Consider the following 7199-nt stretch of genomic DNA (forward strand, 5'->3'; position numbering starts at 1 on the left):
CTTTAGGCACCACAGCTCCAGTTGTGGCGGTTAGTTTGGGCGCTAGGATAGTTGAAAAACATTTTATACTTGATAAAAGCGTAAAAAGCGTTGATAGCGCATTTAGCCTTGATGAGAGCGAATTTACTCTTATGACAAAGTGTGTTAGAGAGGCTGAGGAGCTTTTGGGTGTGGTAAACTACGAGTTGGATGAAAAAGCGGTTTTAAACAGGAGATTTTCTCGCTCGCTTTATGCAAGCGCGGATATAAAAAAAGGTGAAATTTTTAGCGAGCAAAATGTAAGGAGCGTGCGCCCAGGATATGGCCTACATCCTAAATTTCTAAAAGAGCTAGTAGGCAAAAAAGCAAAAAGAGATATAAAATTTAGTGAGAGAATAACAAAAGAGGATCTATAAGGAGGAAAAATGGCTATTAAATTTCATGATGGTGTCGTTGCGCCACAAGAAAAAAGTGAAGAGAGAGCAAAAGAATACGCCCAAACTGTCAATAAAATAGAAAATGCTGTTTTTAGAAATAACCTAAATGCGCTATTTTCTCAAGACGAGATCCTAGCTACTAGGCTCTTTTCTTTGGGCGAGCAAAAAAACTATGAAGTATTTATCGGTAAAGATCCGATCGATATAAACATAATAGACAAAAAAACTCTATCTTATCTTTATGAAAAGCCAGCTTCTGATATACAAAATATGCTTGAAGGGCTTGGTGCCGAGTGTAAGCGCTATCCAGTGATGTATTTTTACGGACTTGGTAATGGCATATTTTACAAGGCTTTGCTTTATAACCAAACTCATCAGCATATAATTGTCGTCGAACCAGACCTTGAGATACTTTACATCACGTTAAATTTAGTCGATCTATCAAAAGAGTTGCTTAGCGAAAGGCTTATCATATTTTATTCAGAGCTTACAACCTATTCGCAAATTTATCAGCTCATGATAGGTCAAGTTTATTCAGTCTATGCCAAGACATATAACTTTCATATTCACACACCTTTTTATGATAAATTTGCAGATGACTACAACAAAATAAATCAATATTTTGTAAGAGCTATCTCGCAGGTTGTTACGTCACATGGAAACAGCGTAGATGACCTGCTCCAAGGTGTGAGAAACAATACCCAAAACCTGCCTCAGCTTATAAAAGGCTATGTCTATTATGATCTTATAAAAAAGCGAAAAGGCCTTATGGATACGGCCGTGATAGTAGCTACTGGCCCAAGTCTTGATAAACAGCTTGATACGCTTAAGAAATTTGCCCCTTATGTTACTGTTATTAGCCTAGATGCCTCTTTGCCGATACTAGCAAAGCACGGCATCAAGCCAGACTATGTTACATCTATAGAAAGAGTTATAGAAACATCGAGCTTTTTTAAAAAGAGAAATGGAAATTTGGATAAAGATGCATACTTTATCGTAGCATCGCTAACACACCCCCAAAGTGTGAAAAATATCTTGCCAAGACGCCTAGTGCTTACCTTTCGCCCACAGGCTGAACGCGCTATGGGTTTAAACAAGCATGGCTATCTTGGCATAGGACTTAGCACGGCAAATCAGGCCTATCAACTAGCTTATGTGCTAGATCATAAAAATATAGTCTTGATAGGTCAAGACCTAGCTTTTGCACCAGATGGCAAAAGCCATGCAACAGGACACGCTTTTATTCAAAAAGATGAAAATTTATACACTACAGCTTATGGCGGAGTAGGTGAGGTTAGGACGACTTATGTTTGGGATAAATTTAAAAACCAATACGAATCAGACATCGAGTCAACAAACAAAAAAGGTATAAAAAACTACAACTGCACAGAAGGTGGCGCTATGATAAAAGGCACCATAGAAAAGCCTTTTGTTCAAGTCATGGAGGAGCTCACTCGTGGCAAAGAGATAAAAAATTTGCCTCACATTAGCTTGCCTAGCCAAAAGACTATAAAAAAAGAGCTTTTGCAAGCCTATAAATTTATACAAACAAAGATCAAATTTGAAGAAGAGGTAAAGCAAAAGCTTGAAGAGGTATTTTTAGAAGTTACTCCAGATATAGACAAAATGATAGAGATAAGAGATAAAGGCGAGCTTGGCGAGAAGCATTTTAAGAAGTTATTATCTATAACAAAAAAGATAGATAAGATCAAGAATTTTGTAGGAAGGCAAAAGTATAGAAGATATATCGAATACATCTTGTCTATCTCTGTATATTACCAAGAGCTTGAGCTGGCTAAAATTTCAGTTGAGTCTAGCGATACGGCTATGCAAAAGGTAAATAAACTAGCAGAGTGGGTTGAGATGCATAAGTATTGGATATTTTCTCTAGCTGGTGGTTTGGACGCTGAGATACAAACTACAAAGAAAGCTAGTAAAAATTTACTTAAAGAAGTTAAAAAGCTTGGACTTATATAAGCCAAGCTTTTTAAAACATAGACAAACCAAATCCCAAATAATTTTTTATAAAAAGCCTTTAAAGTTTTTTATCTTTGAAGGCTTTTATTTAAAACAATATTTTACATATTGATTTTATTGCTTATAAATTTAAAAAGCCCCAAAGCTAGACTTTGAGGCTTGGGGGTTTGCGTATTGTAAAAGCATTAACACATTAAGGCTTTGCTACTGCTACAAAGCCTTATTCAAAACTTAATTTAACTAGCTACGTTATTGTAGTAGCTTCATTACGTTTTGTTGAACGCTGTTTGCTTGACTCATAGCATAAGCACCTGATTGAGCTAGGATGTTATGTTTTGAGAAGTTAGCAGACTCGCTAGCAAAGTCAACGTCTCTGATTTGAGACTCTGCTGATTTTACGTTAACTTGAGTTACAGTGATGTTATTAACTGTAGCTTGAAGTTGGTTTTGAACTGAACCAAGGTCTGAACGAATTTGGTCAAGTGTTTTTTGAGCTGACTCAGCGATACTCATAACAGCCATCGCACCGCGAAGTGTCATAACACCAGCACTTTGGTTAGATGTCATAGCACCACTATTGTTCATTCTAGTAAAGCCCATAGCAGCAGCTAGAGTTTTATCTATCTGACCTTTGATCTCACGTAGTGAGACAGATGCTTGTGCACCGCCGTTACTACCAGCACCAGTAGCACTAAATGCTGTTGATAGAGAACCCATTGTCTTGCCTGCACTTATTTTAATATCACGACCATCTAGTTTTACGAGGTTTAGTCTTCCGATAAACATAGTAGATAGTGCTGTGGCCAATGATGTCGCATCTTTACCTTCATTAGCATAACCAAAGATAGCAGACATGTTGTTTGCAACATTAGCTGCATCTGCTTTTGATTTGGCTTGTATAGCGCGACCATCTGTTGATGTAAGCACTAGCTTGCCTTTGTCAAGTGAAGCTGTTATACCTGTTTGGTCTTTAACGGCATTGATAGCGTTTATAAGCGCGCCATTTTCGTCATTTGCTTTAACGCTGATGTCACCTATTTTAACGCCATTTATTTCAAGACCTTTCATTTCACCAGCAGCTATAGCTTTGTTGCCTATCCATGTAACATCATAAGTAGCACGAACGCCAGTCTCGTTTGCAACTTTGTTGATGTTCTCTGCTAGAGCACCTACACCTTTACCAAGGCCAGTTGATAATATAGCAGCTTGAACTTTTACATTGTTTACGCCATCTACGTTTACAAATGTAATACTTACCGCACCTGCTGCTGTTCGAGTAAGTAGTCTTGAACTCTCAAAACGTGTAAGACCGATCTTATCAGATGTAGTCGCACCAATACTTGCTTTAACAGTTTGGTTTGAATAAGCACCTATTTGGAATTCTTTGTTAGAGAATGTTCCGTTTAGTAGTTGCTGACCGTTAAATGAAGTAGTGTTACCGATATTGTCAAGCTCTTCCATTAGACGAACGATATCAGCTTGCAATGCTTGGCGTGATTGAGTTGTTTGGCCGTCTTGAGCTGATTGAGTAGCTTTAGCTTTGATAGTGTCAAGAACTTTTAACTGCTCGTCCATAGCTTTGTCGGCAACTTGAATGATACCAATAGCATCATTACCATTTGCAATAGCTTGACCTAGAGCTGAAGCTTGGCTTCTTAAGCTATCTGCGATAGATAGACCTGAAGCGTCATCTGCAGCTGTTTGGATACGAAGACCTGAGCTAAGTTTGTTAAGTGACTTAGATAGGTCAGTGTTGTTGCTAACTGCGTTAGCGTGTGTGTTAAGTGCGTTTACGTTTGTGTTAATACGAAAACTCATTGTAAATCCTTTTATGTTTTAAGTTACGACTTCATGTCGCACGAGAACTATATCGATCGGTTTTTAAAAAAGTTTAGAGTTATGCATAAAAATTTTTTATAAAAAACAAAAATTGCGCTCCACCTAAAAATTTTTCACACGTTACACTCTAAAAAATTATTTCTGCTACAATTACGCCAAAAAATTCAAAGGCTATATATAAATGAAAAGCTTAATTATCGTGGAATCTCCCGCAAAAGCAAAGACTATCAAAAATTTCTTAGACAAAAGCTACAATGTCATCGCCTCAAAAGGTCACATCAGAGACCTGCCAAAAACAAGCTTTGGCATCAAGATAGAGGATGATAAATTTACCCCAGAGTACCGCGTCAGCAGCGATCACTCCGCCATAGTAAAAGAGATAAAAGAGCTTGCTAAGGGTGCTGATGAAATTTACCTCGCGACCGATGAGGATAGAGAGGGTGAGGCGATCGCATTTCACATCGCAAATGCCATCGGCAAGGAGCCAACCAGCCTGCCTCGCATCGTCTTTCACGAGATCACCAAAAGCGCCATACAAAACGCTCTAAAAAGCCCAAGGCGTGTCGATATGAATAGCGTCAATGCCCAGCAAACAAGACGTTTGCTTGACCGCATAGTTGGCTACAAGCTAAGCCCGCTTTTAAATTTAAAGATACAAAAAGGACTAAGCGCTGGCCGTGTGCAAAGTGCGGCGCTAAAAATAATAGTCGATCGTGAGCGTGAAATTCAGGCGTTTAAACCGGTTGAGTACTACACTATCGACACCATTTTTAAAAAAGACCTAGACGCTGAGCTAGTTAAATTTGAAAACCAAAAGATCGAAAAGCTCACTATCCAAAACCCAGACCGCGCAAAATACATCATCGAAAATTTACAAAATGAGAAATTTAGCGTCCGTGAGATCGAGAGCAAGGACAGAAAGATCCAGCCAAGCCCGCCATTTATGACCTCGACCCTTCAACAAAGTGCGAGCAACCGCCTTGGCTTTAGCCCGAAAAAGACCATGATGATCGCGCAAAGCCTCTATGAGGGCGTGCAAACAAACGAGGGCTTCATGGGTGCGATCACTTACATGAGAACAGACAGCTTAAATTTAGCCAAAGAGGCCGTCGCGGCAGCTAGAGAGCACATCCTTCAAAACTATGGCAAAGAGTACTTACCAGTCAAAGCGATAAACTACACGACAAGCTCAAAAGGCGCGCAAGAAGCCCACGAAGCGATCCGCCCTACAAATTTAAACTTCACGCCGCAAATCGCCGCTAAATTTTTAGATAAAGACGCGCTCAAACTCTACACGCTCATCTACAATAGATTTTTAGCATGTCAAATGAGCGCATGTGTGAGCCAAACGCAAAACGTCTATGTCGCGAGCGAAAAAGGCGAGTTTAAGATAAGTGGCAGAAAGGTGCTATTTGACGGCTTTTATAAGGTTTATGGCGAGCTTGATAAGGATAAAATTTTGCCAAATTTAAAAAAGGGCGATGAGATGAGTTTGCAAAGCATAAAAAGCACGCAAAACTTCACCGAGCCGCCAGCTAGGTACTCTGAAGCTGGCCTTGTTAAAAAGCTAGAGAGCCTAGGCATCGGCCGCCCAAGCACCTACGCACCGACCATCTCGCTGCTAACCTCAAGAGACTACGTGAGGATCGAGAAAAAGCAGCTCATACCAAACGAGATCGCATTTAGCATGATAGGCGTTTTGGAGGAGCACTTTAGCAACATCGTCGATAGTGAATTTACCTCACATCTTGAAGAAAAGCTCGATGAGATCGCGCTTGACAAGGCTGACTGGCAAAAGGTGCTAAGCGACTTTTACTATCCATTTATGGAAAAAATTAGCGCTGGCAAAACTGGCATAAAAAGCCTAAAAACAGCAACTCCGATCGGCGAGAAATGCCCAGAGTGTGGAAGCGAGCTAGTGCTTAGAAAGGGCAGATATGGCGAGTTTATCGCTTGCTCAAATTTTCCAAAATGCAAATACTCAAGAAACGTCGCAAAAGATAATGAAAAGAGCACAGAAACTGGCTCTACAACGGCAGCTAAGCCAAAACGCGAGCTTAAAAAGCTTGACGTGCCATGTCCAAAGTGTGGCGGCGAGATCGTCGAGAGATTTAGCAGGCGCGGTAAATTTTATGGATGTGCCAACTATCCAAAATGCGACTTCATCTCAAACTACGAGCCAGTCGCGCAAAAATGCGATGAGTGCGGCGGCGATATGATCAAAAAAGAGCTTAAAAAAGGCACTTTTATAGAGTGCACAAAGTGCAAGAAAAAGACGTTAGTTTCTGAGAACTAAAATTTCTAGCCAAATTTTAGCTTTTGAGCCTAAATTTGGCTTTTGTAAATTTGGACTTTAAATGCCTGAAACTATCATACAAGTTAGCCAGTATAAAGGGCAAAAGAGCCTTGTGATAAACTGCACGCAGCTAGGCGACAGCTTCACGCCGCAGTATAAAACCGCCAAGCAAAAAAGAGCGGTGCTTGATGAGTGGTGCGACTTTTTAAGAAACGAGCAAGAGGCATTTGATGAGCTTAACTTTTGCACTAAAATGCCTCAAGAGCTATTTGACGCAGTGTGCTGCCAAAGAAATTTAAAGAGCCTTCACATAAAATGGGGCTCGTATGAGAGCCTTGACGCACTGATAAATCTTTCTAGTCTAAAGAGCCTTTTTGTAGGCTCTGGTGCTAGCGTAAAAAGCATAGCACCGATCGCGACACTTACTGGGCTTGAAAGCCTTACGGTGGAGAATTTTCAAAAGATAAGTGACTACTCTGCGCTTTCAAATTTGCAAAATTTAAAGAGCTTAGAGATCAGTGGCGACGGACTTTCGCCTAAATTTATCCACATAGATAGCCTAGAGTTTTTACGCCAAATGCCTGGACTAACCAGTCTTGTGATCTTGGTGGCTAGGATAAATAGCAAGGACTACTCGCCTATCTCTGTCTCTTATACACATCTCCGAGCCC

General features: G+C 40.2%; 5 protein-coding genes. 4 read left to right on the forward strand and 1 reads right to left on the reverse strand.

Annotation, left to right across the window (positions count from 1 at the left end):
* Positions 1 to 395 (forward strand): N-acetylneuraminate synthase family protein (locus Q0296_RS02565; protein WP_298036168.1); only part of this gene is annotated, 395 nt, incomplete at its 5' end.
* Positions 396 to 404: 9 nt separating this feature from the next.
* The gene (locus tag Q0296_RS02570; protein WP_298036171.1) at positions 405 to 2393 is read left to right on the forward strand and encodes a 6-hydroxymethylpterin diphosphokinase MptE-like protein; all 1989 of its coding nucleotides are present in this window, start codon (positions 405 to 407) and stop codon (positions 2391 to 2393) included.
* 249 nt (positions 2394 to 2642) lie between these two features.
* On the opposite strand, the gene Q0296_RS02575 is transcribed toward Q0296_RS02570, so the two are convergent.
* Positions 2643 to 4211 carry a flagellin B gene (locus tag Q0296_RS02575; protein WP_298036175.1) on the reverse strand — a complete coding sequence of 523 codons (1569 nt, stop codon included), beginning with the start codon at positions 4209 to 4211 and terminating at the stop codon, positions 2643 to 2645.
* Positions 4212 to 4413: 202 nt separating this feature from the next.
* Between Q0296_RS02575 and topA the strand changes: the two genes are divergently transcribed.
* A complete protein-coding gene (topA, locus tag Q0296_RS02580) occupies positions 4414 to 6528 on the forward strand; it encodes a type I DNA topoisomerase (protein WP_298036177.1) in 2115 nt (704 codons plus the stop codon).
* Positions 6529 to 6589: 61 nt separating this feature from the next.
* The coding region (locus Q0296_RS02585) for a leucine-rich repeat domain-containing protein (RefSeq protein WP_298036180.1) at positions 6590 to 7199 on the forward strand (610 nt) is incomplete at its 3' end.

The sequence above is a fragment of the uncultured Campylobacter sp. genome (genome assembly GCF_937890585.1).
Taxonomy (GTDB): domain Bacteria; phylum Campylobacterota; class Campylobacteria; order Campylobacterales; family Campylobacteraceae; genus Campylobacter_A.

Excerpts from the sequence above, each read along its gene's own strand:
- topA (WP_298036177.1), top strand. The coding sequence starts at position 4,414 with ATGAAAAGCTTAATTATCGTGGAATCTCCCGCAAAAGCAAAGACTATC.
- Q0296_RS02575 (WP_298036175.1), bottom strand. The coding sequence starts at position 4,211 with ATGAGTTTTCGTATTAACACAAACGTAAACGCACTTAACACACACGCT.
- Q0296_RS02570 (WP_298036171.1), top strand. The coding sequence starts at position 405 with ATGGCTATTAAATTTCATGATGGTGTCGTTGCGCCACAAGAAAAAAGT.